The 26375-nt window shown below is 67.5% G+C and carries 23 protein-coding genes; 14 read left to right on the top strand and 9 right to left on the bottom strand.

The window, feature by feature from the left end:
* Positions 1-115 precede the first annotated feature (115 nt).
* From ettA to rsmD, 4 genes are all read left to right on the top strand, one after another.
* Complete coding sequence (gene ettA / locus SROT_RS14005) at positions 116-1792, top strand: energy-dependent translational throttle protein EttA (RefSeq protein ID WP_013139676.1); 1677 nt, start codon at positions 116-118, stop codon at positions 1790-1792.
* A 93-nt stretch (positions 1793-1885) separates the two neighbouring features.
* Complete coding sequence (pruA, locus tag SROT_RS14000) at positions 1886-3514, top strand: L-glutamate gamma-semialdehyde dehydrogenase (protein ID WP_013139675.1); 1629 nt, start codon at positions 1886-1888, stop codon at positions 3512-3514.
* Positions 3511-4500, top strand: a complete 990-nt coding sequence (locus SROT_RS13995; protein ID WP_013139674.1) for a proline dehydrogenase family protein — start codon at positions 3511-3513, stop codon at positions 4498-4500. Before pruA ends, SROT_RS13995 begins: the two co-directional genes overlap by 4 nt.
* Before the next feature lie 7 nt (positions 4501-4507).
* Positions 4508-5068 (top strand): 16S rRNA (guanine(966)-N(2))-methyltransferase RsmD, encoded by a 561-nt coding sequence (gene rsmD, locus SROT_RS13990; RefSeq protein ID WP_013139673.1) that lies wholly within the window; start codon positions 4508-4510, stop codon positions 5066-5068.
* Here the strand turns inward: rsmD and SROT_RS13985 are convergent.
* The 5 genes from SROT_RS13985 to SROT_RS15815 form a co-directional block, all read right to left on the bottom strand.
* Positions 5065-5496: a hypothetical protein gene (locus SROT_RS13985; RefSeq protein ID WP_013139672.1), complete on the bottom strand. Its 432-nt coding sequence runs from the start codon at positions 5494-5496 to the stop codon at positions 5065-5067. The two genes, rsmD and SROT_RS13985, sit on opposite strands and share 4 nt — an antisense overlap.
* A 115-nt stretch (positions 5497-5611) precedes the next feature.
* Positions 5612-5815 carry a heavy-metal-associated domain-containing protein gene (locus tag SROT_RS13980; RefSeq protein ID WP_013139671.1) on the bottom strand — a complete coding sequence of 68 codons (204 nt, stop codon included), beginning with the start codon at positions 5813-5815 and terminating at the stop codon, positions 5612-5614.
* 8 nt (positions 5816-5823) lie between these two features.
* Positions 5824-6114 (bottom strand): metal-sensitive transcriptional regulator, encoded by a 291-nt coding sequence (locus SROT_RS13975; RefSeq protein ID WP_041408088.1) that lies wholly within the window; start codon positions 6112-6114, stop codon positions 5824-5826.
* Positions 6115-6291: 177 nt separating this feature from the next.
* The gene (locus SROT_RS13970; RefSeq protein WP_013139669.1) at positions 6292-6645 is read right to left on the bottom strand and encodes an MmpS family transport accessory protein; all 354 of its coding nucleotides are present in this window, start codon (positions 6643-6645) and stop codon (positions 6292-6294) included.
* A 198-nt stretch (positions 6646-6843) separates the two neighbouring features.
* Positions 6844-7377: a hypothetical protein gene (locus SROT_RS15815; protein WP_148223457.1), complete on the bottom strand. Its 534-nt coding sequence runs from the start codon at positions 7375-7377 to the stop codon at positions 6844-6846.
* Positions 7378-7540: 163 nt separating this feature from the next.
* Between SROT_RS15815 and SROT_RS13960 the strand changes: the two genes are divergently transcribed.
* From SROT_RS13960 to coaD, 3 genes are all read left to right on the top strand, one after another.
* Positions 7541-8452, top strand: coding sequence for a metal-dependent hydrolase (locus SROT_RS13960; RefSeq protein ID WP_013139667.1), 912 nt, complete (start codon positions 7541-7543; stop codon positions 8450-8452).
* Positions 8445-9632 (top strand): PDR/VanB family oxidoreductase, encoded by a 1188-nt coding sequence (locus SROT_RS13955; RefSeq protein WP_013139666.1) that lies wholly within the window; start codon positions 8445-8447, stop codon positions 9630-9632. The genes SROT_RS13960 and SROT_RS13955 overlap by 8 nt, the downstream gene beginning before the upstream one ends.
* A gap of 129 nt (positions 9633-9761) precedes the next feature.
* Positions 9762-10244, top strand: a complete 483-nt coding sequence (coaD, locus tag SROT_RS13950; RefSeq protein ID WP_013139665.1) for a pantetheine-phosphate adenylyltransferase — start codon at positions 9762-9764, stop codon at positions 10242-10244.
* A 65-nt stretch (positions 10245-10309) separates the two neighbouring features.
* Here coaD and SROT_RS13945 read toward each other — a convergent pair whose 3' ends face one another.
* The gene (locus SROT_RS13945; RefSeq protein WP_013139664.1) at positions 10310-10885 is read right to left on the bottom strand and encodes a CGNR zinc finger domain-containing protein; all 576 of its coding nucleotides are present in this window, start codon (positions 10883-10885) and stop codon (positions 10310-10312) included.
* A gap of 126 nt (positions 10886-11011) precedes the next feature.
* On the opposite strand from SROT_RS13945, the gene SROT_RS13940 reads away from it, so the two are divergent.
* The 4 genes from SROT_RS13940 to SROT_RS13925 all read left to right on the top strand — a co-directional run bounded on the left by SROT_RS13940 (position 11012) and on the right by SROT_RS13925 (position 15100).
* A complete protein-coding gene (locus tag SROT_RS13940; protein ID WP_245535313.1) occupies positions 11012-12118 on the top strand; it encodes an EamA family transporter in 1107 nt (368 codons plus the stop codon).
* Between the two features lie 61 nt (positions 12119-12179).
* Positions 12180-12983 (top strand): exodeoxyribonuclease III, encoded by an 804-nt coding sequence (locus SROT_RS13935; protein WP_013139662.1) that lies wholly within the window; start codon positions 12180-12182, stop codon positions 12981-12983.
* Positions 12980-13999 carry a tryptophan--tRNA ligase gene (gene trpS / locus SROT_RS13930; protein ID WP_013139661.1) on the top strand — a complete coding sequence of 340 codons (1020 nt, stop codon included), beginning with the start codon at positions 12980-12982 and terminating at the stop codon, positions 13997-13999. The genes SROT_RS13935 and trpS overlap by 4 nt, the downstream gene beginning before the upstream one ends.
* A gap of 3 nt (positions 14000-14002) precedes the next feature.
* Positions 14003-15100, top strand: a complete 1098-nt coding sequence (locus SROT_RS13925; RefSeq protein ID WP_013139660.1) for a YhjD/YihY/BrkB family envelope integrity protein — start codon at positions 14003-14005, stop codon at positions 15098-15100.
* A gap of 196 nt (positions 15101-15296) precedes the next feature.
* On the opposite strand, the gene SROT_RS13920 is transcribed toward SROT_RS13925, so the two are convergent.
* From SROT_RS13920 to SROT_RS13910, 3 genes are all read right to left on the bottom strand, one after another.
* Entirely contained in the window at positions 15297-16223 is a 927-nt protein-coding gene (locus SROT_RS13920) for an aldo/keto reductase (protein WP_013139659.1), read from the bottom strand.
* A 395-nt stretch (positions 16224-16618) separates the two neighbouring features.
* On the bottom strand, positions 16619-19918 hold the full coding sequence (locus tag SROT_RS13915) for an arabinosyltransferase domain-containing protein (RefSeq protein ID WP_013139658.1): 3300 nt from the start codon (positions 19916-19918) through the stop codon (positions 16619-16621).
* Positions 19918-23160, bottom strand: a complete 3243-nt coding sequence (locus tag SROT_RS13910; protein WP_013139657.1) for an arabinosyltransferase C-terminal domain-containing protein — start codon at positions 23158-23160, stop codon at positions 19918-19920. Before SROT_RS13910 ends, SROT_RS13915 begins: the two co-directional genes overlap by 1 nt.
* 137 nt (positions 23161-23297) lie before the next feature.
* On the opposite strand from SROT_RS13910, the gene SROT_RS13905 reads away from it, so the two are divergent.
* From SROT_RS13905 to SROT_RS13895, 3 genes are all read left to right on the top strand, one after another.
* A complete protein-coding gene (locus tag SROT_RS13905) occupies positions 23298-24479 on the top strand; it encodes a glycosyltransferase family 4 protein (protein WP_049773463.1) in 1182 nt (393 codons plus the stop codon).
* An 87-nt stretch (positions 24480-24566) separates the two neighbouring features.
* Positions 24567-25259, top strand: a complete 693-nt coding sequence (locus SROT_RS13900) for a demethylmenaquinone methyltransferase (protein WP_041407367.1) — start codon at positions 24567-24569, stop codon at positions 25257-25259.
* Positions 25259-26317, top strand: a complete 1059-nt coding sequence (locus tag SROT_RS13895; protein ID WP_013139654.1) for a polyprenyl synthetase family protein — start codon at positions 25259-25261, stop codon at positions 26315-26317. Before SROT_RS13900 ends, SROT_RS13895 begins: the two co-directional genes overlap by 1 nt.
* Positions 26318-26375: the final 58 nt, after the last annotated feature.

Here is a 26375-nt window from a genome sequence, read left to right as displayed (position 1 = left end):
ACTTCCAGAGTATCGAGCTTCTTCTTTTTGACGGGCCGTGTTCTTTTCAAGAGCGTTGCCCGCCGCGGCGGACGGCCTTTGCGGGGCCTGCGCCCGCTTGGCCTAAGATGTCCCGGTGGCGGATTACATCTACACCATGCGCAATGTGCGCAAAGCGCACGGCGACAAAGTCATTCTGGACAACGTGACCCTCGCGTTCCTCCCCGGGGCGAAGATCGGCGTTGTCGGCCCGAACGGCGCGGGCAAGTCCAGCGTCCTGAAGATCATGGCCGGGCTCGACCAGCCGGGCAACGGGGACGCGTTCCTCGCGCCGGAGGCGACGGTCGGCATCCTCATGCAGGAGCCCGAGCTGGACGAGGACAAGACCGTCAAACAGAACGTCGAGGCCGGCCTCGGGGAGATCAAAGTCAAACTCGACCGATACAACGAGGTCGCCGAGCTGATGGCCACGGACTACACCGACGAGCTCATGGAGGAGATGGGGCTCCTGCAAGAGGAGCTGGACCACGCCGACGCGTGGGACCTCGACTCGCAGCTGGAGCAGGCGATGGACGCGTTGCGCTGCCCGCCCGCCGACGAGCCCGTCGCCCACCTGTCCGGCGGGGAGCGCCGCCGGGTGGCGCTGTGCAAACTGCTCCTCTCCAAACCGGACCTTTTGCTCCTCGACGAGCCCACCAACCACCTCGACGCGGAGAGCGTGCTGTGGCTGGAGCAGTTCCTCGCGAGCTACCCCGGCGCCGTCCTCGCCGTCACCCACGACCGTTACTTCCTCGACAACGTGGCGCAGTGGATTCTTGAGCTCGACCGTGGCCGCGCGTACCCGTACGAGGGCAACTACTCCACATACCTGGAGAAGAAGGCCGAGCGTTTGGAAGTCCAGGGCAAAAAGGACCAGAAACTGCAAAAGCGCCTGCAAGAGGAGCTCGCGTGGGTGCGGTCGGGGGCGAAGGCCCGCCAGGCCAAGAACAAGGCCCGCCTCACCCGCTACGAGGAGATGGCCGCGGAAGCGGACAAGACCCGCAAGCTCGACTTCGAGGAGATCCAGATCCCGCCGGGCCCGCGCCTGGGCAATGTGGTGGTCGAAGTCGAGCACCTGGACAAGGGGTTCGGCGGGCGCGCGCTCATCAAGGACCTCTCGTTCACCTTGCCGCGCAACGGCATCGTCGGTGTGATCGGCCCGAACGGCGTCGGGAAATCAACCCTGTTCAAAACGATCGTCGGTTTTGAGAAACCCGATTCCGGCACGGTCAAAATCGGCGAGACCGTCACGCTCAGCTACGTGGACCAGAACCGGGCGGGCATCGACCCCGCGAAGACGGTCTGGCAGGTGGTCTCCGAAGGCCTGGACTACATCCAGGTCGGGCAGAGCGAGATCCCGTCCCGCGCCTATGTCTCGGCGTTCGGGTTCAAAGGCCCCGATCAGCAGAAACCTGCTGGCGTGCTCTCTGGCGGAGAGCGCAACCGGCTGAACCTCGCGCTCACGCTCAAACAGGGCGGGAACTTGATTCTGCTGGACGAGCCGACCAACGACCTGGACGTGGAAACGTTGTCGTCGTTGGAGAACGCGCTCGACAAATTCCCCGGCTGCGCCGTGGTGATCTCCCACGACCGTTGGTTCCTCGACCGCACTTGCACGCACATCCTCGCGTGGGAGGGCACGGACGAGAATCCGGCCAGCTGGTTCTGGTTCGAAGGCAACTTCCAGGGCTACGAGGCGAACAAGATCGAACGCCTCGGCCCGGACGCGGCCCGACCGCATTCCGTCACCCATCGCAAGCTCACCCGCGACTGACGCTGGCCCAGCGGCTCGGCGCTGTTGCTGCGGAAGGCCTCACGCTGGCCTAAGCTGAGGGAAGCGGGCACCGCGATGGAAAGGCAGGCTCGAATGGACGCTGTCACCGTTCTTCCGGCTCCGACGAACGAACCGGTGCGCTCCTACGCGCCAGGCTCCCCCGAGCGGGCCGAGACACAGGCGCAGCTCGCGGAGTTGTGCTCGCAGGTCCGAGATCTGCCCCATGTCATCGGGGGAAAGCAGGTCTCGGGGTCCGGGGAGCCGGCTGCTGTGGTGTCGCCCCATCGCCACGCCCATCGCCTGGGAACCCTTCGCAACGCGACGAAGGAGGACGCCAAGGCGGCCGTCGAGGCCGCGGCTCGGGCAGCGCCGCAGTGGCGCGAGCTCTCCTTCGACGACCGCGCCGCAGTCTTCCTCAAAGCGGCGGATCTGCTTTCCGGCCCCTGGCGGGCTCGGCTTGTCGCGGCCACGATGCTGGGCCAGTCGAAGTCGGTGTACCAGGCCGAGATCGACGCCGCGTGCGAGCTCGTGGATTTCTGGCGGTTCAACGCGGCGTTCGCCCGCGAGCTGCTCGCCGAACAGCCGGTGAGCCCGCCTGGGGTGTGGAACCGCGTGGAATACCGGCCGTTGGAGGGCTTCGTCTACGCGATCACCCCGTTCAATTTCACCGCGATCGGCGGCAACCTGCCGACCGCCCCCGCGCTCCTGGGCAATACGGTCATATGGAAGCCGTCGCCGTCGCAGGCCCTTGCCGCGCAACTCACTCTGGAGCTTTTGACCGAGGCCGGACTGCCGCCAGGGGTCATCAATATGCTGCATGGCGACGGCATCGCGGTCTCCGACGTGCTCCTGGCCGACCCTGGCCTCGCCGGGATCCATTTCACCGGCTCGACGGCGACCTTTCAGAAGCTTTGGGCGCAGGTCGGGGCCAACATCGCGAAGTACCGGGGCTACCCGAGGATTGTCGGGGAGACCGGGGGGAAGGATTTCGTGCTCGCCCACCCCAGCGCCGACCCCGCGGCGCTGGTGACCGGCCTGGTGCGCGGCGCCTTCGATTACCAGGGCCAGAAGTGCTCCGCCGCGTCCCGCGCCTACATCCCGCAGTCCCTCTGGGCGCGCGTCGGGGAAGAGCTTGCCGCGACGGCGAACGAGCTGCGCTACGGCGACGTCGCGGATTTCGCGAACTTCGGCGGCGCGGTGATCGACCGCCGCGCGTTCGACAAACACGCTGCCGCGCTGGACCGGGCGCGGCGCGCGCCCGGCGTGCGGGTGCTCGCAGGCGGGGTCGCGGACTGCGGCGAAGGCTATTTCGTGAGCCCCACGGTGCTGCTCGTGGAGGATCCGGCGGACGAGGCGATGCGGACCGAGTATTTCGGCCCGATCCTCTCCGTCCACATCTATCCGGACGCCGCGTGGGAGGACACGCTGCGACTGGTGGACGCGACCTCGAAGTACGCGCTCACCGGCGCGGTGTTCGCCCAAGACCGGGCAGCGCTCGCCCAAGCCTGTCAGGCGCTGCGCTTCGCCGCAGGCAATTTCTACGTCAACGACAAGCCGACAGGCGCCGTGGTCGGCCAGCAGCCCTTCGGCGGCGGCAGAGCCTCGGGCACCAACGACAAAGCGGGTTCCAAACTCAACCTCTCGCGTTGGGCCTCGCCTCGGTCGATCAAGGAGACGTTCGTCCCCGCTGTCAGCCACAGCTACCCCCACATGGGCCAATGAACAAGGGATCGCCGCTGCTCGCGGCATTGCGGCACCCAGCGCGCCCGGTGCTGCTCGCCGCTTCGAAGAGCCAGCGCCTCGAGTCTCTTTCCCAACGCTTCGCGTTCACCCGCGCCGTGGTGTCGCGCTTCGTCGCCGGGTACGAGTTGGACGACGCGTTGCGCGTCGTCGCGGATCTGTTGGGCTCGCGCTTCGTCTCAGTGGATCACCTGGGGGAGAACGTCCGCGACCGCGCGCAAGCCGAGGCCGCTGTCCAAGCGCACCGCGATCTGCTGGACGGCCTGGGACGGGTGCGCGACGAGCTCGCCGCGCGTGGGCAGCCCCTGCCCGACGGCGCGCTCGAGGCCTCCATCAAGCTTTCTGCCTTCGGGCAGCTCTTGCCGGACGGCCAGGCGCTCGCGCTGGCGGGCGCGCAGGCGCTGTGCGCGAAGGCCGACGAGGTCGGCGCGCTGGTCACCGTGGACATGGAGGACCACACCACCACCGAAGCCACGCTTTCTGTCGTGCGGGCGTTGCGGTCGGACTTCCCGTGGACCGGCGCGGTGCTGCAAAGCTATCTCAAGCGCACCGAGGCGGACTGCCGCGATTTCGCGGGCCCAGGTTCGCGGATCCGGCTCTGCAAGGGCGCCTACCAGGAGCCAAAATCTGTCGCCTACCAGGACAAAGAACAGGTCGACTCCTCGTACAAGCGCTGCCTTGCGGTGCTTTTCGAGGGCGACGGCTACCCGATGGTGGCCTCGCACGACCCCGCGATGATCGCCGAGGCGACCAGACTTGCCGCGGCGACCAGTCGCGTCGCGTCGAGCTATGAGCACCAGATGCTGTACGGGGTGCGGGCGGACGAGCAGGCGCGCTTGGCCGCCTCGCGCGTGCGGGTGCGCACCTATGTGCCCTACGGCGGGCGATGGTACGGCTACTTTGTGCGCCGTCTCGCCGAGCGCCCCGCGAACCTGGGGTTTTTCCTTCGGGCACTGGCAGGCAGGTGAAGCTGGGATGATCCGGATTGTCGCGGGAGAGCACCGGGGCAGGCGGCTTCGGACCCCGGCGACGGGCGCACGCCCCACCGCCGAGCGAGTGCGGGCCGCGATGTTCAGCGCCCTGGGCAATCAAATGGCCTTCGACGGCGCGCGGGTGCTGGACTTGTACGCGGGCTCCGGTGCGCTCGCCCTTGAGGCGATTTCCCGAGGCGCGGCACATGCGTTCTGTGTCGACTCGGGGCGCTCTTCTGTTGCCGCGTTGCGTGCGAACATTGCGGAGCTCGACGTTCAAGGCGTTGTCTCCGTGCGTGCGGCGACGGTGCTCGCGGTGCTCTCGTCGCCGCCACCGGAGCCGTACGACCTGGTGTTCGCCGATCCGCCGTACGACATCGGCGACGAGGAAATCGCCCGGCTGCTCGAAGCGCTGCTCGCGCAGGGCTGGCTCGCCCACGACGCGCTCCTGGTCCTTGAGCGCTCCAAAAGGTCGAACGAGACGATGTGGCCTGCGGCATTCGACCTCGTGAAGGCGTATGAGTACGGCGACACCCGCGTCGAGTTCGCCTGTCTTGGGGTTTAGCGCAAACCCCACAGGAACCCGGAGAAAACAACGGCGAAACCGCCGATTTCGCCGACGACGAGCAGCGCCATGTTCGCGCGGAGGAGCCAGCCAGCCCCGGCGAACTGGTTCTCGGTGTCCCGCCGCACCCCGTGGTAGGCGTATGCGGCGATCGCTGAGACGAAAAAGACGATCACCACGAGGGCGGCGGCGAGGTTGACTGCAGGGGGCCAGACGCTCAGTTGCACGAATGCGGCGATGAGCAGGATGGCGAAGGAGTAGAGCAGCGCGGCTCGGTGCGCGATGTCGGTGTAGGGGTGCGCGCGGTGCTCCGGCGAGGCGAGGATCTGGCGGTATTTGAGCACGCCGAGGGCGAGCGCCCACGCGAACACCAGTCCGTCGATGGCGAGGACGGCCTGGGTGCTGTAGAGCAGTGTTTTCGGCTCCATGCGTCCAGGCTAGGCGACTGGTTTTGCGCGTGTTCGATCTGGTCGCGAGAACTCTTCGCGGAGTGCATGGGGGCGGCCGTCATGCGCGCCGCGGCGGATTTTCCGAGGGCAGCTCCTACACGAGCCCGTACCCTGCCTCGGTGACCGCGTCGCGGACCTGCCCCTCGCCGAGCGGCGTGTGCGAGGCGACCCGGACCTCGCCGGTTTCCAGGTTGACTGAAACGTCCGAGACGCCGCTGATCGCGCTCAGCTCCTTGCTCACCGCGCTGACGCAGTGCCCGCAGGTCATGCCTGTGACATAGTAGCTCTGGACGGTCATGGGGCTCCTTAGGATTTGACGAGGCGGGCGATGGCCGCGGCGGCTTCGGCGACTTTCGCGTCGGCGTCGTCCCCGTGGTGGATCGCTGACGCGACACACCCTTTCAGGTGCTCGTCCAGCAGCCCCAATGCCATCGATTGCAGGGCCCGTGTTGTCGCCGAAACCTGGGTGAGCACGTCGATACAGTATTCGTCTTGCTCGATCATCCGGGCCAGGCCTCGGACTTGCCCTTCGATCCTGCGCAATCTGCGCAGGTGGTTGTCTTTGCTTTCGTTGTAGCCCCGTGTGGCTGTCGAGATTTTCGCCGCATGGTTTCCAGCGCTCGGTTGCTCGGTCTGCGCCAGCAATGCTGAAGGGGCTCCCTCGGTGTTGCCGCCGGTTGTGCGGCAACATCCGCCGTCGTTCGGCGGGGCGGGGTCGGGAACTCCTTCGCTCATGACGCGATTATACCCGAGGAGGGTATTCGTCGGTCAGGTTCAGGACCCGGTGATGTCCGCGCTGCACCGCGCGGAGTACTTCCCTTTGATTTCCGAGGTCGGCTTGCCGTCCACGGCGATCTTGCAGGTGACTTCCCCGTTGGGGACGACCACGTTCAGGTGGATGGGGATCGTTTTGGGGATCGACACCGTCTTGCTCCACGGCAGCGGCACCGCGTTCAAGGTCTGTTTCGCGCCGTTCTCGTCCCAGTAGACGAGTTCGGTGGCGTTGCCCGAGCCGACGACCTGGTAGGCGACGGTCACCGGGGCTGCGGCGGCGAGGCTCGCGGGCAGGGCGAAGGGCAGGGCGGCCGCGCCGCAGAGCGCGGTCCTGGCAAGAACGGTCAGGGACATGGTTGTCGGGGTCCTTTCCCATGCGGTTTCACTGCCAGGGGCCCAAGCCTCCCCTGGTCAACAGATCTTCCCCGCAGATGCTAGCTCTGGCGCAATCCTCGTGCAAGCCTGCGGCGCTGGGAAAGAGCTGAGAATCCGCTGTGGCGCGGCGACCGTCTCAGCGGTCGTGGACACCGGGGCGCGGGGTGGTTTGGCACGTCACGAAATAAGCCCCGGTCGCTTCGGCGGCAACTGGCCGTCGACCGAGATTTGGCAGTGCGCGTCGCCCGCGCCGACTTGGGCGCTGAGCCGGATGCTGCTCTGCTCGTTCAGGGTGACGGTGCGCGACCAGGGCAGCGGGGCGTCGTGCTCCGTCGCGATGTCGTGGTCGCCCCGCCAATACGTCAAGATGCTCGCCGGTCCGGACCCTGTGACCGAGTAGGAGACCGTCATCGGCGGGCCCTGGACGGCCGGGACCGCCGATGACGCGGGGCTCGGCCGGCTCGGCGGCGGGCTCGACGAGCTGTTCCTGGGCGCCGTGGTCGGTTTTCCCGCCCAGGGCGGCGGTGGTCCCGCGAGGGCGGCCGCGATGCTCGACCCGGTCGGGGCCGGCTGGCTGTCGGCGCCCTGCCCTGCCGTCGGCGCCACGGCGATCCCGCCCCGGCCGCTCAGCGCGACGAGGCAGACCGCGCCGAGGATCAGAACGCCGACCACGGCCACGACGAACAGAAGCGGGAGTTTCGCGTTTCGCATGGGCTCTTTTCGGGGTTGTTCTGCGGTGACGGCAGGCTCATCGTAACGGTTCGCCATGGGGGCGGGCGCCCTGTTGGGCGCCGCTTGTTCGGCTCGCGCAGGTGTATACTCGGGCGTATACTCTTGAGCGAAAACACCTGATTTTGGACGCAAGGAGAAGCCTATGGCTGCCGAACTGCACGCAGCAGCGGGGGCACCGGACACGTTCGCCCCCGAAGAGATCGCCTTGCACGCCAGGGACGTTCAGTTCGACTTCGGGCACGCTCCGCTCTGCTGGATACGGAATGATCCGTACGGCTCGCATTTCATCACCGCGCTCAACCTTTTCCTGCCCACCGGCGAACGGTGGTTCTGCAAGGTCTTCACGGACGCTTTGGAGTATGTCCACGACGAGCGCATCCGCGAGGAGGTGATCGGCTTCATGGGGCAAGAGGCGGTGCACGCGAAGAGCCACGACAAGGCCACAGTGGAGTACCTCGCCCGCCACGGCATCGACTGCGAGCCCTTCTTGCGCCAAGTGGAATGGGTGGCCGAGCGCCTCTCGGAGCGCATCGACTATGCCGACCCCAAGCGCAAGGCGAACACGGTGGAAGCCGGTGTCGCCCTGGTCGCGGCGGTCGAGCACTTCACCGCCGTGCTGGGCGACTGGGTCCTGAACAACCGGTGGGACGAGCTCGACGTCGACCCGGTCATGGCGGACCTCTTCCGCTGGCATGGCGCCGAAGAGGTGGAGCACCGGCACGTCGCGCACAACCTCGCCATGTATCTCGGCATGGGCTACGCCCAGCGCGCGGTCATGAGCTTGATCGCGAGTATCGGCTTCTTGACTGTGATCCTGCGCGGAACGAAGTTCTTGGTGCGGCACGACCCGTCGCTGCCCAACCTCGGGTATTTCCGGCTCATGTGGAAACTGCGCGCCTCATGGCGGCGCGGCTCCATCCCTCAGATGGGCTTCCTCCTCCGCTCGGCGCTGCGGCTTTTCCGTTGGAAGTACACCACCGACACCGAGGGCAACACCGCGCAAGCCGTCGCGTACCTCGCCACCTCGCCGGCCGCGCGGGCGCTCCATGCCTGAACCGGGCGCCGCAGCCGAGGCGACTGGTCCGGTCCGCCGCGCGGTGCGCGAGTCCTTGCTGCGGGTTGGCGTGTTGAAGGAGCACGCCAACAGCGTGCCGCCGAGCTTGTACGGGGCTGGGCGCAAAGACATCCTCATGCGCTGTATCGGCGGGGCGCTCGACTACGTCGTGCCCGTGACTCTGGTCGGACGCGCCGACGCGGAGCGGGTCCGGCTCGCCGCGGTGCCGAACCGCAGGAAGATGCTCCTCATTGATCGGCGGATCGTCGCGAAGGACGAGAACGTCTGCCAGCTGACACTGGCCGCGCCGGACGGGATCAAGCTGGGCCAGTGGCACGCCGGGGCGCATATCGACCTGTACCTCCCCTCAGGCCGCGTTCGGCAGTACTCGTTGTGCGGCGATCCGAGACGGGAGCGCGAGTACCGGATCGCGATCCGGCGCATTCCAGACGGCAACGGCGGTTCGGTCGAGGCCCACAGTCTGAAGGTCGGCGACCTCGTCGAGGTCAGCAGGCCGCGCAACGCGTTCATGATGCCGCTGCCCGGTTCCGCCTCGCTCAAGAAGAAGCTCTGTTTCATCGCTGGCGGCATCGGGATCACCCCGATCTTGCCGATGGTGCGTCTCGCCAGCCGGCTCGGCCTTGACTGGAGCATGCTCTACACCGGCAGGCACAGGGACAGCCTGCCGTTCCTGGACGAAGTGCTCGCCTTCGGGCCCGGGGCGCGGGTGCGCACCGACGACGAGCACGGCCTGCCGTGTCCGCAAGATCTGCTCGCCGGGGTGGACGGGGACACCGCCGTGTACGCGTGCGGGCCGCCGCCGATGATCGAGACGATTCGCCGGGGCATCGGCGCTGACTCTTCGGTGGAGCTGCATTTCGAGCGTTTCTCCCCGCCGCCGGTGGTCAACGGGGTCGCGTTCGAGGCGGTTCTGGCGCGAAGCGGCGAAACGGTCCAGGTCGGCGCGAACGAGAGCCCGCTCGCGGCGATCCGCCGGGTCAAACCGAATGTGGGCTACTCCTGTCAGCAAGGTTTCTGCGGGACGTGCGTGCAGCGGGTCGTCGAAGGCGAGGTCGACCATCGAGAGCACACCCTCACCGAGCATCAGCGCGAGCAAGGGCACATGTTGGTGTGCGTGTCGCGCTCCAAAGACGGCGGGCGGTTGGTCTTCGACCTCTGACCCTTTGCTCTTGTTGCACCAGCCGCCCTCGTGCGGCTGGTGCACTGGCTGGCGGCCGGCGCGCGCCCCCGGAATACGCCGAAAGGATGCTCGTGGCACACGCCCGGCGGGTGCATTAGGCTGACCGGTATGGGCCACGCCATCTATCCCGGCACATTCGATCCCATCACATTGGGGCATCTCGACGTCATCGGCCGAGCCGCGAAGCATTTCGACCGGCTCACCGTCGTTGTGATGACGAACCCGAAAAAACAGACTCTCTTCAGCTCGGACGAGAGGATGGAGCTGATCCGTGAGGCGACGGCGAGCTTCGCGCATGTGGATGTCGAAGCGTGGGAAGGGCTCCTGGTCTCCGGGGCCAAACGCCGAGGCGTCAAGGCCATTGTCAAGGGCCTGCGCACGAGCATCGATTTCGAGTATGAGATCGCTATGGCGCAGATGAACCACCATCTCGCCGAAGTGGACACGTTCTTCGTGGCGACCTCGCCGGAGTTCTCGTACATCTCCAGCTCGCTCATCAAAGAGGTCGCCGGGCACGGCGGGGCGGTCGGGGAGTTCGTGCCCGAGTGCGTGGGAGCGAAGCTCCTCGCGAAACTTTCCGCGCGGGGCTGATCGGCGCCGAGGCGTTTGCCTGGGCGGGCGTCGCAGGTTCGCCGCTGTCAGGCGCCCGTGCGCCCTTACCCCAGTTTGCGCAGTCGGGCGCGGTACGCGGCGACGTGCATGCGGTTGCCGCAGTTGCCGATGTCGCAGAACAGCCGAGAACGGTTCCTGGACAGGTCCACCAGGACTGCGGAGCAGTCCGGAGCGGCGCACTGCTTGAGCCGGCTGATCTCGTCCGAGCGGATGATTTCGGCGAAGGCCATGGCGATTTCGGCTCCGATGCGTTCGGCGAGCGGGTCGTCGGGCTGGTTGAAGTGCAGATGCCAGTAGGGGGCTTCGCTATGGCGGGTGAGCCAAGGGTTGGCCCTGGTGGTGGCGAGGAGCGAGTTGACTTCGGCGACCAAGGCCTCTTCGTTCTCGAGCAGCTCCCAGAGCGCGCTGATCCGCGTCCGCAGGGCTCGCATCGCTTCGAGCTCGGCTTTGTCCCCGTCCCGCCGCCCGGTCCAGCCGTGCTCGTCGAGGAAGGCGCACAGTGTTTCGGCGCTTTCGAGCACGTCCGGCCCGCCGAATTCGGAGTTCACCAGGCGCGCGAGCGCCAGCAAGGTGGTGAGAGTGTCTTGGCTGAAGAGAGCACCGCGCTTGAGTTCTGTCATGACTCAAAACATCTTGACGCATGACATAAAATTTTGCTACTTTCAGGAGTGAAACTCCCAGTAGCTCATGACGAATTCCTGCGACTCGCCATGTGCTCCGCACTCCCAGGAGGTGAGGACATGTTCATGAAGTCGAGGCGTGAAGCCCAATTCGCCGGCTTGCCGTTGGCTGTCGGCGCGGCGGTGTGTTTTGGCGTGTCCGGCCCGCTGGCGAAAACGCTGACCCAGGCCGGTTGGTCCACGGGCGGCATCGTGCTCACCAGGCTCGCGGTCGCGGCGGTCGCGGCCGCGGTCGTGGCGCAGTGGTTCGAGCCCGATTGGGCGCGCGGGGTGTGGCGGCACAAGCGCGGCGTCGCCCTGTACGGGCTGATCTCGATGGCGGTCTCGCCGTTCTGCTTCTTCAGCGCGGCGCAGCATATGTCGGTCGGGATCGCGCTGATGCTCGAATACCTCTCGCCCGTGGTGGTGATCGGGTGGCTCTGGGTCTCCGCCAGGGTGCGCCCGTCGGCGACGGTGCTCACGGGCGCGGCGGTCGCGCTCGTCGGCGCGCTTGCCGTGCTCGGGGTGTTCTCTGGCGCGAGCATCGACGGTGCGGGGGTGTTCTGGGGCTTGGCCGCCGCGAGCGCCAACGCGGCGTACTTCATCCTGGGGCACCGTTTCTCGGACCGCGTCGCCCCGACCGCGTTGGCGGCGGGCGGGCTGCTCTTCGGGGCGGTGGTCATGGGAGTCTTTGTGGCGCTCGGCTTCGCCCCAGCGGTCAAAGGCTCCGAATCGGTGACGATGGCGGGCGGTCAGACGGGCGCGTTGGTGCCGTTGCTCGCGTTGGGGTTCATGACGGGATTGGCGTACCCGTTCGGGGTGGCGGCGATTTCCCGGCTCCGGCCCACAGTCGCGTCCATCCTCGGGCTCTTGGAGATCCCCGTCGCAGTGCTCATGGCGTGGTTGTTGCTCGGCGAATGCCTCAACGTTTTCCAGGGAGTGGGCGCAGTGGTCCTTTTGGCCGGGGTTGTCCTCACCCAGCGCCAGAGTTCCCCGACGCCCCATTCCCCGGTTCCCCAGGACGTGCCCCAGGAAAATCTTTGGCAGGCTTCCCCCATCGGGCAGGCGGAGCAACTCGTCGAGCTGCCAACGAACGACTCGGGCTCTTCCCCTGCGGGGCACGAGCCGCCCCTGCTGCGCTCCTCGGACCACGAGGGCGCCTCTGAGCAGGATTTTCCGTCCGCCGCGCGGTGAGGCTCTGCTACTGTTCCGTATTGTGTCCGAATCGAACGGTTCTGCGTCCAAGGCATTCTCTGTGGCCACTGTGAACGTGAACGGCGTCCGCGCGGCTGTCAAAGCGCGCTCTGCGGCCAACACGGGGCTGTTGGGCTGGCTGAGCGCCGCCCCGGCGGACTACGTTTGCTTGCAGGAGGTGCGGGCCACTGAGCCGGAGACCCGCGCGGCGCTCGCGCCTGCTCTCGCGGACGGTTGGACGCTTGTGCAGGCTCCGGCCGCCCAGAAAGGACGCAGCGGCGTCGCGATTCTTTCTCGGCGCGAGCCCGACGCGGTGCGGATCGGCCACGGCGATCCGCAATTCGCGGAATCCGGCCGCTACATCGAGGCCGATTTCGGGAAGCTCACCCTCGCGAGCCTGTACCTGCCCTCGGGCGAGGCGCAGACCGAGCGCCAAGTCGAGAAGGACCAATTCCTCACAACCTTCGGCGAATACCTCAAGCCGCTTGCCCACGCGAAGCGCGACGTGCTGATCTGCGGGGACTGGAACATCGCGCACACCGAGCTGGACATCAAGAACTGGAAGGGGAACCTGAAAGCCTCTGGTTTCCTCCCGCATGAGCGGGCCTGGATCGGGGAGGTTTTCGCCGATGGCTCAGGATGGACAGACGTGCAGCGCGCGTTCCATCCGGGGGAGGCGGGCCCGTATTCATGGTGGTCGTACCGGGGGCAAGCCTTCGACAACGACGCTGGGTGGCGCATCGACTACCACGTCGCGAACAAGCCGCTCGCCGCCCGGGCGGTCAAGGCCGTCACCCAGCGGGCGGAGCATTACGAGCTGCGCTGGTCCGACCACGCCCCGATCGTCGTGGAGTACGCGGCATGACGCGGCCGCGTCTGATTTCCGGCATCCAGGCCACCGGCTCCTCCATCCACCTGGGCAACTATCTCGGAGCCATCAAACAATGGGTGCAGCTGCAACAGGACTACGAGGCGCTGTACTTCATCCCGGACCAGCACAGCATCACCACGCCGATCGATCCCGCGCAACTGCGGGAGAACACGCTCCGCTATGTCGCGCAATTGCTGGCGTTGGGCCTGGACCCCGAGCAATGCACGATCTTCGTGCAGAGCCACGTCCCGGCGAACGCCCAGCTCGCCTGGGTGCTCAGCTGCCTCACCGGATTCGGCGAGGCGAGCCGGATGACGCAGTTCAAGGACAAATCGGACAAGCAAGGGGAGCAGACCTCGGTGGGCCTGTTCACCTACCCGTGCCTCATGGCCGCGGACATCCTCGCCTACCAAGCCGAACTGGTCCCGGTGGGCGAAGACCAGAGCCAGCACCTCGAACTGACCCGCAACCTCGCCGAGCGCTTCAACCACCGCTTCGGCGAGACGTTCGTCGTGCCCAAGGCCCGCCTGGTGAAGGCGGGGGCGCGAGTCTACGATCTGCGCGAGCCGACGAAGAAGATGAGCAAATCGGCTTCCTCGGAGTCCGGCATCGTGCAGCTCATGGACGAGCCGAAGGTTTCGGCGAAGAAGTTCCGCTCCGCTGTGACCGACAACGACGGCGAGGTTCGCTTCGACCCAGCCCAGAAGCCGGGCCTGTCGAACCTGCTCGCGATCTTCGCCGCGCTCACCGGCGCGACGGCGGAGGAAGTCGCCCGCAAATACCAGGGCGGGGGGTACGGCGCGCTCAAAACAGACCTCGCGGACGCGTTCGTGGAGTTCGCCGCGCCAGTTCGAGAGCGCACCCTCGGGTGGCTCGACAATCGGGCGGCATTGCACCGAATCGTCGCCGAAGGCGGCGAGCGCGCCAGGGAGATCGCTGGCGCGACGCTGGCCCGCGTCTATGACGCTGTGGGGTTTTTGCCCGATCACGGGCGTTCTGAAAGGAGCTGACCGTTGACGGAAAGCGCGGCCGCGACCGGCGCGGCGCACGAAGAGGCGCAGGACAAGAAAGAGGGCGTTCTCGACCGATTGCAGAGCTGGTTCGCTGGGCTGCAAGAAAAATGGCCGCCGCTGGCCCACCTTGTGCGCGCGGTCGAGCGCTATCAGGACCGCAAGGCGGATTTCTTCGCCGCCGGGGTGACGTACTACAGCGTGCTCTCACTGTTCCCGCTCATCATGATCGGCTTCGCGATCCTCGGCCAGGTGCTCATCCAGAACCCCGAGATGCTCGACCACATCAAAGACCGCATCACCTCCACGGCGCAGGGCGGCCTCGCCAAACAGCTCAACCAGCTCATCGACGCCGCGATCGCCTCGCGGGGCACGGTCGGGACGGTGGGTCTGGGGCTTGGCCTGTGGTCTGGTTTGGGTTGGATCGCGGCGATTCGCGAGTCGCTCACCCAGCTGTGGCAGCAGGAAGAGGACGATAAAAACTGGTTCGCGACCAAATTCAGCGATCTGTTCGCTCTGTTGAGCTTCGGATTGGCGCTTGTCGTCGTCTTCGGCCTCATCACCTTGTCCAAGAGCTCGTGGTTGAGCAAGGCTATCGGCAGGGTCGGCCTCGGCGATTGGTCCGGGGCGCAGAGCGTCGTCACTATCGCCTCCACCGTGCTCGCGACGCTTGCCGCATGGGTGTTGTTCTCCTTTGTGATCTCGCGGCTGCCGCGCAAGGCCGTGGCGTTGCGGGACGCGTTCGAGGCCGGGCTGATCGGCGCGGTCCTGTTCGAGATTTTCTTGGAGCTGGCCTGGTTGCTGCTCAAGGGCGTGACGAACGGCCCGGCTGGCAAGACCTTCGGGCCGATCCTCGGCTTCATGGTGTTCCTCTTCTTCACCGCGCGGATTCTTCTTTTCTCGACGGCGTGGGCTGCGACGGAGCGAGGCGCTGAGGCCCGCTCCGCGCAACTGGAGGAGGCTTCGAGGGCGCGCGCCGGGGCCGCCACCGGGTGGCTGGCGGGCACGTTCGGGCTGGCGGACGAGGATCAGGGCGAGGAGTCTGAGGGCGGCGAGTCAGAAGGCGGCGGGCCGGGGAAGGACGCGCACACCGGACGCTAAGAGCGGCGCAGTCAGGGGCGCCGCGTTCCGCGCCGCCTGCCCTGAGGAACTGTCCGGTCTGGGGGTTCGAGCCCCTCTCGCGAGTCCGCCGCGGGCGCTCTGCTTGGGCGCGGACAGGCAAAACTCGGGCAAAAAAGGAGGCAGGCTCCCTGTCGGGAAACCTGCCTCCTTGCGGCCTTGTGCGTGGAGGAGGAGTTCAGGCCGCTCTCTTGTTGCTCTTTTTCTCTTGGCTCTCGATCTCCGCCACGCGCTGTTTGCTCCGGGGCGAGACATGGGCCGAGTAGCCTTCGTTGGGGTGGCAGCCGAGGCGCCCGCCTTCGGGGTCGTCCAGCGACTCGAAAGCAACGAGGTCGTTCGTGTCGAGCGAGAAGTCGAAGATGTCGAAGTTCTCGGCGAGGCGGCGCGATGAGCTCGTTTTCGGGATGACGACATGGCCGAGCTGCACATGCCAGCGCAGGATGACCTGCGCGATGCTCTTGCCGTGCTTCTGCGCTATATCGGACAGTTCTGGGTTGTCGAGCAGGCCGATGCCTTGGGCCAGCGGGCTCCACGCCTGGGTGGTGACGCCGTGCCGCGCGTTGGCCTGTTTGAGCGCCGCCTGCTGGAAATAGGGGTGCAGCTCGACTTGGTTCACCGCCGGGACGACGCCGCTGGCTGCGATGACGTTCTCCAGGTGCTCCGCCTCGAAGTTCGAGACGCCGATGGAGCGGGCGGCCCCGGACTCCCGGATTTGCACCATGTCTTTCCACGCGTCGACGTACTTCCCGAGTTGCGGCACCGGCCAGTGGATCAGGAACAGGTCGACATAGTCGGTTTGCAGTTGGTCGAGGCTGCGCGCGAAGCTCGCGGTGACGTCGTCGAAATCCTCGAACCAGAGCTTGGTGGTCACAAAAATGTCTTCACGGGCGACGCCGGACTGGGCGATTCCCTGGCCGACACCGCGCTCGTTGCCGTATTTGGCCGCGGTGTCAATGTGCCGGTATCCCATCTGGAGGGCGTCTTTCACGACTTCGCTGGTGTCCGCGTCCGACATCTTGGCGACGCCGAGTCCGACCTGCGGGATGGACGCGCCATCGTGAAGCTCGACCTTGGGAGCGGGCTGGTGTTCCTTGATGAGTTTCATGAGTCCTTCCGTGCTCCTGCTACTTCATTCGGTGGTTCGTTGCTGCTCGTCCTTCTTCGCATTCGCGATGGCAGTGCGAATGTTCTTTTCGAGCCTATGGAAGTCCGCGCCCTGAAATCTAGCCACTGTGAAGAAGCGCACGATGCTCCGATCAGGTGTTTTTCGGGTGCGCCAATGTAGAGCATCGTTTCGTCAATGTCCCTCACCTAACGAGATTTTAATGAGAAGTGTGGGCGCTCTCACTCTTTTCGACATTCATGCGTCGGATGAATTTTCCTTATCCCGTATGCGCATATGCGAATGCGGATGACGGGCCATGCTCCTCGCAAGGCTGTCGTAGGCGTTCTTCGCTTCGGCGTCGTCCGACGGGCTGCGCGCCACGGATTCAGACGGGCTTAATCGTCTTCGTCTTTCCCGTACATCGTGTACATGGGGCCGGGGGTGTACAGACCGCTGTGCTCGGCGACGGAGATCTCAAGCTGCGCGGGCACGGCTTCGGGCGCGTACGGGGTGTAGCGCTGCAACGAGCCCCAATCGAGGTCCGGGCGCCCTTTGAGGTACGTGGGCACCGTGGTGGGGGAGAGGAGGCGCTGGGTGACCCCGAGCGGTCCGCCGTAACGGCCCGAGGCCCAGCGCTCGCTGTTCATCGCGTTGCCGTTGCGATCTGGGGTGATGCGCCATTTCGGGATCTCGAACATGCCGTTGCGCACTCGGATCGGGTGCTGGCAGGGGAATTCGAAGAACACCTGCCAGTCGATGAGCGACGGGGCCTCGCCCACGACCTCGTTCAAGGTGCGCAGCACGGGGGCCCGGGGCGGGGTGAACGCGACCCACTGGTCCGCGGCGGCGGACTGGTCGGCCACCTGCAGTCGCACCACGTTGGCTTCGGCGGGCAGCGCCGCGCGGGGCAGGCGCAGATTGCGCCACGCGAAACCAGGGCCGTTGCCGAAGGGGTTGAGCGCGCCGATGTCGTAGAGCTTGCTCTGCCCGAGCGCCTCGACAGCCCCGTCTGCGCCAATACGGCCGTATTCGAGCACCACCTGCCCGGTGGGAGACCCGACCGAAACGCCGCCCGTGCCCAACGCCGACATCTGCCCGGCGGCGGCGACCGCGATGATCGGCCTCTGCGCCGAAGGCGCGGGAAGCTCGTACCAACTGGTCGTGACGCTCGACGGCTGCGTGTTCCCGTAGCTGCCGAGGACGGGGACGCGTTGCGGGTCAAGGCCGAAGGGCAAAAGCTTTTGGCCTTGCTGGACAGGCTGGGCCGTCGGTTCGGGCTGGTCCGCGTTGATGTCGGTGTAGTCCGTGTAGGTGGTGGAAAGCTTGCGCCAGAGCTTGTCCGCCGCGAATGCGCTGGGCTCCTTCCCTTTGAGGGCCGAGGCCGGGTCCTCCCCGCCCAGAGGGGCGAGCACGCCCTGGTTCGGGTCTTCTTCCACCAGCACGTCGTTCGCGAGCGCGCAGCCGTCGCCGGTCGTCAGGTAGTGGATGTTCGACTTCGCCCACGAGAAGCTGTTCCGCTGGGTCCACGCGCCTTTGAGGAAAGACAGCAGGATGAACGCCACCATCGCGAACGAGACCGCGGGCAGGCTCCAGACCCACAGGGTTTTCGCGCCGCCCGGCCTCTGGTTCGCGGGGCGTGGGCTCCGCTCGTCGGCGCGGCCGAAAAGTTGCTGCCAGAACGCGAACGCTGCGACCGCGACAGCGAGCACGAGCACGATGTCGGCGAGTTTGTAGCCGTGGACCACGGGCGGGAGGTTCCACCACGGCACGCCCCAGGACGAGACGTACCACCACATGTTCCATCCGGTCAGCGCGATGGCGAGCATGAAAAGGGCAGCCGCCGCGAAATACGTCCGGGCCTGTCGGCGGGCGATGACCTTGGGCCCGATGGCGGCGGCGGTGAACGCCGCGATGGCTCCGGCGATGCCCGCGTAGATCCCGAAATGGTGGGTCCATTTCGTCGGGGTGAAGGTCATGCAGAAGATCGTCCCGATGAAGATCCCGACCAACCGCACCGCAGGCCCTCGGGAAAGACCGGCGAGGTGCTTGTGCCGCAGCAGGATCAACGCCGTGGTGACCAGGCACAGGAACGCGATCAGCACGCCGAAGCGCCGGGCGAGCGAGCCGTCCGCGGTCGGCAGGAACAAGTAGTAGTAGCGCAGCAGCTCTTCGTACCAGGCGCGGTTGGGGCCGATTGTGGTTTTGACGTGGAAGTTGCCCTCGACAATCCCGGCCAGGCCCTGATTCCAGAACACCACGGGCACCACCAGCGTCCCCGAGGCCAAAATCGGTGCGAGCACCGCCAACCAGCCCAGGACGCTGGCCTTGCTCGAACCACTGACAAGTTTCGCCCTCGACGAGAAGCGGCGCAGGCTTTGGCGAACCCCCACGAGGAGCGCGGCGGCGGCGATGAGCCCGCCGGGGGCGGCTCCGAGGCAGAACGAGGCGATGATGGCCGCGGCCGCGGTGGGCAGGAGGCGACCGGTCGCGATGGTCCGCTCGATGGAGCACCAGGTGAGCAGCGCGCCCAGTGCGACGACAGGCTCTGGGCGCAGCCCGTTCGCGTACGCGAGCCACAGCGCCAGGAAGACGCCCGCGGCGGCCCACGGCGCGGCGGGGGTGCGCCGGGCGAGCCTGCCGAGGCGGGGGATCACCTCTTTGCTGATCGTGAACCAGCAGGCGAGCGCGACGAGCAGCTGCGGGAGGCGCAAGACCGGCGCAGCCGTAGAAATCTGCGCCAGCCAGGAACAGACCTGGTAATACCAGGTCACCGGATTCTCCGCCACCCCGAACCAGCGGTGGTAGCTCACCATGTACCCGGCGTCGGGGGCCACGACCTCCCACGTCAGCTGGTAGCCGTCGTCAGAAGTGTTCGACCCGATCACGAGCCAGAGCGCCAGCACGCCGACGGCCACGACGTCGACGAGGCCGACCTTCCACCACCCCGGCGGCAGGAACCGCCGGTGTCGGCGCCGGTCGAGCCCGTCGAAGCGGGCGAGCGCGACGAGGGCGAGCGCAGTGGCGGCGAAGCCGAGGATCGCGGTCCAGAACCGCGCGGGGGTGGCGACCGTGTTGAACCGGGTGTCCACCACGATGTGCGCGCCGTAGTGCTCCGGCAGCCGCCCGCCCGCCTTGGCAAGGTCGAGATCGGTGAACACGCCGACGACTTGCGGGCGCAGCAGGGGGTCGGGCACTTCGTGCGCCGGATGCGGGTCGTCGGTGCCCAGAACCTGCACGACTGTGCGCTGGGAATCGGCGTGGACCTCGATGCGGCAGTTCGGGTTGTCCTGTTCGGCGCGCGGCACAACCTTGAGCGGCTGGGCGCGCACCGCGGCGGTGATGAAGTCTTTGTCCGCGGTGATGAACAAGGCGTTGACCCGGTTGTCCTTGCCGCGCGCGGGCGCCGTGGACAAGAGGTTGCCGCCCTCCTCGGGCAGGGACTTCGCGAGCGAACAGGGGACTTCGGCGCGCATCGACTCGGCGACGAAGGAGTCCAATGGCGCGGTGACGCTGCCCAACGTGCCGTTTTGCGGCCAGTCGATGGTGACGGTTTTCTGGTTCAGCGGGAGGATCGGCGAGAGGACCGCGCAGACGAAGGCGATCAGCCCCGCGACAACGGCGACGAGCCGCCACGTCGGCAGCCAGGCAGGGGGCTGCCAGCCGTGCGGGACGCGTCCGGACCACGAGTTTGTCATCAGGCGGGCTCCAGTGCTTGGCTTGGCCCTGGCCGCCACCAGCCTGGGCGAGTTTTCTCGCCGGTCGTGATGGCCGAGGGCACGGCGTTCTTCGGGATCAGCGCGTACCTTTGCGCCGAACCCCAATCCCGTCGCCAGTCGCCCGTGAGGTACGTGGGCACTGTGGTCGGGTCGAGCAGCGGCTCGACGATGCCGAGCAGTCCGCCGCCCGGATCGCCGAGCCAGCTCAGCGAAGCCGTTCCGGCGAGCCGGTGATCCGGCAGGATGCGCCATTTCGGCAATTGGGCGACGCCGTCCTGCGCGCCGAAGGGGCGCTGGCAGGGGAACTGCTCGGCGACGGCGAAGTCGAGGAACACGGGGTCTGTGGAGCCGATGAGCTGTTGCAGTGTGACGAGGTGCGGCAGCCGGGGCGGGGTCACCGCGACCCATTGGTCCTGCTGCAGGTCGTGGTCGTTGACGACGACGCGCACGAGCGTGGAGCCGGTCGGGACGGCCGAGGTCGGCAGGCGCAGATTCCGCCACGGGTAGCTCGTCTGCGGGTCGCCGGGGTCGATCGCGGGCACGGACCCGGTCGCCGCGACGCCCCCGTCGCGCCGCGCGCCGAATTCGAACGCGACGTCTTGGCCGTAGATCCCCGTCCCGTCGAGATAGGCCGACGCGATGTGCCCGGCGGCGCTCATCACGATCAGCGGGGTGTCTTTGCTGATCGGGCCGAGTTCGTACCAGCCGCTCACGAGGCGGGCTTCGCCGGTGTTGTAGCCGTAGCTGCCGAGCACGGGCGTGTCCTGCGCGAGGCCGAAGGGCAGCGAAAGGGTGTGGGTGCTCTGGCTGTAGCCTGCGCTTGTGCCCGCCTCTTGGCCGTCCACGGGCACCGGTTCGGAACCGGAGTGGTTGACGTGCGCGATGCCTGGCGGCGTGCCGTCGCCGAGCGCGGCCGCCTCCTCGGGCAGCCCGGTCGCGGTGAAGCCGACGGACTGGACGGCGCCGAGCGCGCTCTTGGGGTCCATGCCGTCCGCGGGCCGCAAGAACCCCGCGTTCGGGTCGGCCTCCGCGAGCACCGCGTCGGCGAGGCCGCACCCGCCGGCCGCGGCGCGGACATTGCCAAGGGCCAGGCTGTACGCGGGGTACCGGCTGTAGGCCGCTGCGGCGAAGTCCACGAATTCGATTGCGACCAGGCCCAGGCTGATCCACAGGATCGGGCCCTGCGCGAGACGATGCCGAGCCTTGCGCCACCTGGTTTCGGTTTGGCCGGGCTTGGGCGCTGGCGCGTAGTCCCTGCGCAGGTAGAGGAATCCGGCGATGGCTCCGAACAGGAGGAAGCCGAGCAGCAGCAGCGAGCTCACCGCGTGCGTGCCCAGGACGGGGCGCGCGAAGAAGGAGGGGATGCTGAAGGATTGGACCCAGAACCAGCCGTTCTTCCCTGCCGCCGTGAGCGCCGCCAAGAAGAACGCGGCAGAGGCGACTAAAGCGGAAACGAAAGAGCTGCGTTTGGCGTAGTGCGCCGCGAGCGCGGTCGCCGACGCGGCAAGCGCGGCCCCGAACCCGGCGAACACCCCGAAGTGCTCGGGCCATTTGTACGGCACGAAGCTCAGCAGCAGCATGGTGAGGAACGTCGCGGAGACGATCCGCCACGCGGAGCCCTGACGGACACCGGCGATCCGGCGCAGCGAGAGCGCGAACACGACCACGCCGAGGCACAGCAGCATGGCGAGCAGCGGCCAACGCCTCGCGATGGACCCTTCCGGGCTGTAGTTGAGCAGCGAGTTCCAGCGCAGGAACTCCTGCGCCCAACTGTTGGTCGTGTCCACGGCGTAGCGCAGGCGGACCGCTTCGAGGACCCCGGCGAAGGTCTGCTGGGCGAAGACCACCGACAGCACTGCCAGCCCGGAGGCCAGCAGCACAACCAGGTCGGCGAGTTTGAACGGGCGCAGTTTGCGCAGGACGGCAGGTGTCGCGGCGAGCAGCGCCGCCGTCGCCGCGACCCCTTGCGGCGCGAGGGCCTGTGTGAACGCGGCGACCAGCACCGCCAGCGCCGCGAGCGCAACAACACGGCCCCGGCTCGTGATGGCCGCCTCGGCCAGGCACCAGGTGCTTGTCGCGCCCAAGACGATGAGCGCCTCCGGGCGCAGGCCCGAGCAAAACGGCAGCCAGAACGCGAGCAACGCCGCCGCTGCGGCGGGAAGCGCCAACGCGTGGCGGGCAACAGCGCGCCCCAGCCTCGGCAGCACGATCCGCGAGAGCAGCCACCACACGCCGAGCCCGGCGGCGACCGAAATGAGGCGCAGCCACACCCCGCGGTCGGTCACCGAGACAGCGAGCGCGAGAATCCGGTCGTACCAGTCGAACGGGGCCTCGGCCGCGCCGAAATAGCGGTAGTAGTTCGCCATGTACCCCGAGCCGCGCGCCGCGCGGCCCATGACGATGAGGTAGCCGTCGTCCGCGCTGTACGCGCCGAGCCAGTTCCACACCAGCAGCACGCCCGCGACGACCGCGTCGAGCGCGGTGGCTTTCGGCAGGCGCAGCCGCGGCCGCGGCGGTCCCCAACGGAGCAGCAGCGCCGCGACGAGCGCCCCCGCCGACAACAGGATCGCCGCGGTTTTGAGCGCCGTCGCCGTCACGTCGAACCTCGTGTCCACCGTGGCGTTCAGCGACGGCGGCGTGTACAGGGGGCCTTTCAGGTCGGTGAACACACCGCTGAACTCGGGCCGGAAATGCGGTGAGACGACGTTCTGCGCCGGACCGTCCTGGGGCGCGAGCCCGTCGAACGCGACGCCTACATTCACGGGAGTCGCCCAGACGTCGATCTTTTGGCAGCGCGGCGCCGCGCCCGCCGCGCGCGGGACCGAAGCCAACAGCTGCCCGTGGGAGGTCACCTGCACTTGGTCGGGGAATGCTTGCACGAACAAGCCCCGCCCCACCGAACCCGCCCAGTCTTTCGGGCTGGTCGACAGCAGCACGCCGCCGCTCGGCGGCAGCTGCGCCACGGCAGAACAGGGGATCGAGGCGCGCAGGTCCAACGGCATGAGCGCGACCAGGGGCGCCGTGACGTCGTTGCTGGCGCCGGTTTTCCAGCTGTGACCGCCCCAGTCGAGCGAGGCGGTCTTCTGCGAGACCGGCAGAAAAGGCACGAGCAGCGAGCACAGAATGCTCAGCAGCGCCAATGCCGGGATCACGAGCGGTCCGCGACCCGCAGAGCCGGGCCTGTGGCCGATGGTCGGCTTCGGCCTCTCGTTAGATCGCACGGAAGCACATCCTAAGGCGCCAAGCCCAGGGCGCTCTCCCGGCCGGGGCGGGGCCGCCGCACGAAGTTCGCCCTGCGTTCACCGAAGCGACAAGCCGCGCTCCATCTTCTGCAAGATCGCTGAGGACAATGGTGCATGTGCGAGTGGCCATCGTTGCAGAGTCCTTCCTTCCGCACGTCAACGGCGTGAGCAATTCAGTCGTCCGCGTTTTGGAGCATCTGCGGGCCAAGGGGCACGAGGCGCTCGTCATCGCGCCGGGCGCGGTGGACGGGCAACAGGAGGCCTCGTCGGGCGAGCCCAGCGGCGGGGACGAGCACAGCGGCTTCGAGGTCTACCGGGTGCCCGCTGCCATGATCCCCAAGGTGAGCTCCTTGCCGGTGGGGCTCCCGCATATGGGCGTCTACAAGAAAATGGCCCAATTCGACCCGGACGTGGTGCACCTCGCGTCCCCGTACCTGCTCGGAGCCGGGGGCCTCGCGGCGGCGCGCAGGCTCGGCGTCCCCACGGTGGCGGTGTTCCAGACCGATGTGGCAGGGTTCGCGGCAAGCTACGGGCTGCGCCTGCTCGCTCGGATGGCATGGTGGTGGACCAGGAAGATCCATGTCCAGGCGGATCGGACCCTCGCGCCGTCGAGCGACGCCATCCGCCAGCTCGAAGAGCACGGCGTCCCGCGGGTGCGCCGATGGGCGCGCGGCGTCGACGTCGACGGGTTCCACCCGAGGCGCCGTGACGACGCGTTGCGTCGCGCATGGGCCCCGAACGGCGAGCTGGTCGTCGGCTATGTCGGCCGGCTGGCTCCGGAGAAGCACGTCGAGCGGCTCGCCCCGTTGATGCGCGAGCCGAACGTCACAGTCGTGGTCGTCGGCGACGGCGTGTCCCGGGAGAAGCTTCGCAAGAAGCTCCCGAAGGCAGTTTTCACCGGCGAATTGCGCGGTGAGGAGCTCGCCCGCGCGTACGCGAGTTTGGACGTGTTCGTCCACACCGGCGAGCACGAGACCTTCTGCCAAGCGGCCCAGGAGGCCCTTGCCAGCGGCCTTCCGGTCATCGCGCCGGACGAAGGCGGCCCCCGCGACTTTGTCGCGCATTGCCGCACCGGGTACCTCCTGCCGGTGGCGGATTTCGAGCGCGCGTTGCCCTCGGCGGTCGGCTCCCTGGCGGACGGCGAGGTTCGGGCGAGGTTCTCCGCCGCCGCCCGTCGAGGGGTTTTGGCGCGCACCTGGCCGAGGGTTTGTGACGAGCTTTTGGCGCACTATTGGGATGTGCAAACAACCTCCGTCGAGAATGCCGGTTTCAACAGCAGGGATAGGCGGCTGGCGTGAGCGGTCCGCCGCGCCGGCGGTTTCGGCGGGCGGGAAACCAGCCGGTGGTGCGAAGGCGCACGCCCGCGACCGCGTAGTGTGAGAGCCGTGTCCCGCGCTTCCTTAGACAAGCAGCCGCACGAAGTGGCGGCGATGTTCGACGAAGTGGCCGAGGGATACGACCGCACGAACACGCTGCTGACGATGGGTCTGGACCGGCTCTGGCGCACAGCGACCCGCAAGCTCTTGGCGTTGGAGCCCGGCGAGAAGGTGCTCGACCTCGCGGCGGGCACGGCGGTGTCCACGGTCGAGCTCGGCAAGTCGGGCGCTTGGTGCGTCGCGGCGGACTTCTCGCCCAAGATGCTGGCCGCGGGCGCGTGGCGCGGGCAGCCGATGGTGGTCGCCGACGCGACCCGGCTGCCGTTCCCCGACGGGGTGTTCGACGCGGTCTGCATCTCCTTCGGCTTGCGCAATGTCAATCCCGTGCCGAAGGCCCTGAGCGAGATGTTGCGGGTCCTCGTGCCCGGTGGCAGGGTTGTGATCTGCGAGTTCTCCACGCCGACGCCGGCGGTGGTCCGGTATGTGTACCGCAACTGGGTGATGCCGGCGCATTTGAAAGCTTCTCGGCTGGTGTCCAGCAATGACGCGGCCTACGACTATTTGGAGGAGTCGATCAAGGCGTGGCCGGACCAGGCCGCTCTCGCCGGGATGCTCCGCGACGCGGGGTTCGCCCAGGTGCGGTGGAAGAACCTCACGCTCGGGACGGTGGCGCTGCACTCCGGCGCGAAGGCGACGGCCTGATGGGCGGGCACGACGGCGCGACGGCCAAGAAAGACAGCGTCATGAGCGCAGTCGCGGGCTTTGCGCTCGGGTCCGCCGCGTTCGCCGATGCCGTCCAGGTGTCTCTGGACCGTGTCGAGGACATCATCCGCGCCGAGGTCGATTCGGGGATCGAAGCGATGTCGGCGGTGGCCGAGCATTTGGTCAAGGCGGGCGGCAAGCGGTTCCGCCCGCTGTTCGCCGTGGTCGCGGGCAAGCTCGGCCAACCCGACCAGCAAGGGGCCGTCGAGGTGGCCGCGGCGGCGTTGGAGCTGATCCACCTCGCCACGCTCTACCACGACGACGTCATGGACGAGGCGACGATGCGCCGAGGGGTGCCCGCCGCGAATGTGCGCTGGGGCAACCAGGTGGCGATCCTCGCCGGAGACTACCTGTTCGCGCGGGCGTGCGGCCTGATCGCGCAGCTCGGCTCGGAGGCCACCGCGATCGTCGCCCACACGTTCGCCGAACTCGTCACCGGTCAGTTCCGCGATGTGGTCGGCGCGGGAGCCGACCAAGGCAACGCAGCGAAGATCGAGCACTATCTCGCCACGATCCACGGCAAGACGGCCTCCTTGATCGGGGCGTGCGGCAGGCTCGCCGGTCTTGCCGTCCGGGCCGACCAGGACGTGCAGGACCGGCTCGCTTCCATCGGGGTGCTCACCGGCATGGCCTTCCAGATCGCGGACGACATCATCGACATCGGCTCCGGTTCGGCGGATTCGGGCAAGACCCCCGGCACGGACCTGCGCGAAGGCGTGATGACCCTGCCGGTCCTCTACGCGCTCGAAGAGGAAGGCCCCAGCAGGCTCAAAGAGCTTGTCGGCTTGGGACCGCTCACCGACGAGACGCTGGTCGCGGAGGCTTTGGCGTTGCTGTCCGCTTCGCCCGCGATGGACAAGGCCCGCGGTGTGGTGCAGGAGTACGCCTCCCGCGCGGAAGGAGAAATCGCCCAGCTCCCGGATCTGGGCCCGCAGACGGACGAGGTCCGCGAGGCGATGCGCGCCGTGGTGCGCGCTGCGGTCGAGCGCGTCCGCTGAACCTGCGCGTTTGCCCTATTTGCTGTGCTAGAGCGCTCAATATTTCACCGGGGCACGG

Source organism: Segniliparus rotundus DSM 44985 (assembly GCF_000092825.1).
In the GTDB taxonomy this organism is placed as follows: domain Bacteria; phylum Actinomycetota; class Actinomycetes; order Mycobacteriales; family Mycobacteriaceae; genus Segniliparus; species Segniliparus rotundus.
The sequence above is the reverse complement of the archived record's forward strand: the minus strand, read 5'-3'. Positions and strand labels throughout refer to the sequence as shown.